Here is a 223-nt window from a genome sequence, read left to right as displayed (position 1 = left end):
GACCCCGACCGCAGAGTATGGGTTGCCGAGCGCGCCGAGGAAGCGGCGGGCGTTGTCGGGATTGTCCCTCTGGTTGATGCCCACCAGCCGCACGGACGGGTCCCTGGCCAGGTCCACGAGGAGCGGGTGCTCCTGGCGGCAGGGGGCGCACCAGGAAGCGAACACGTTCACGATGGTGACGCGGCCCTTCAGATCCTCGTTGGAGAAGCCCGGCACGGGCTTG

General features: G+C 69.1%; 1 protein-coding gene. It reads right to left on the bottom strand.

Translation table 11 applies throughout. The features are described 5' to 3' along the window. Positions 1–223, bottom strand: a 223-nt coding sequence (locus E4K09_RS14020) for a redoxin family protein (protein WP_134498026.1), incomplete at both ends; no start/stop codon positions are given.

Source organism: Microvirga pakistanensis (assembly GCF_004458765.1).
GTDB classification, from domain to species: Bacteria; Pseudomonadota; Alphaproteobacteria; order Rhizobiales; family Beijerinckiaceae; genus Microvirga; species Microvirga pakistanensis.
This window is presented reverse-complemented; position numbering and strand designations above follow the sequence as displayed.